The sequence below is a fragment of the Polaromonas sp. P1_G2 genome (assembly GCF_056405515.1).
In genome coordinates, this window is the sequence record NZ_JBFUBY010001350.1 from 1 (window position 1) to 418 (window position 418).

The 418-nt window shown below is 62.9% G+C and carries 1 protein-coding gene; it reads right to left on the reverse strand.

Annotated elements, in window-relative coordinates; genetic code table 11:
* On the reverse strand, window positions 1-418 hold a 418-nt coding region (locus AC1D0P_RS30510), incomplete at both ends, for a cytochrome-c peroxidase (protein ID WP_477680150.1).

Here is a 418-nt window from a genome sequence, read left to right on the forward strand (position 1 = left end):
CGTAGGTGCCATCATTGCCCTTGAGATCGTGGCAGAGGCTGCAGCTGGCGAACTGGGTGGAGAAGAACAACGTCCGGCCGAGTTCCTCCTGGTCGGTCAGCTTCGCCTCGCCGCGCAGATAGCGGTCATATTTGGCATCGAAAGGCGAGAACGACTTGGTGCGCTCGAAGGCGGCGATCGCCTCGGTGGCGAACCGGAATGTCTTCTCTGGGTCCTGCATCGCATCGGCACCGAACAGCGCCGTGAAGGCCTTCACATAATCCGCATTCTCGGCAATCCGCGCGGCGACGGACTTTTCGTCCGGCATGCCCATCTCGACCGGGTTGAGCGGCGGTCCGCCCGCCTGATCCTCCAACGTCGCAGCCCGGCCATCCCAGAACTGGCCACCGAGATAGATGCCGCTGGCGTCCTTGTGGAA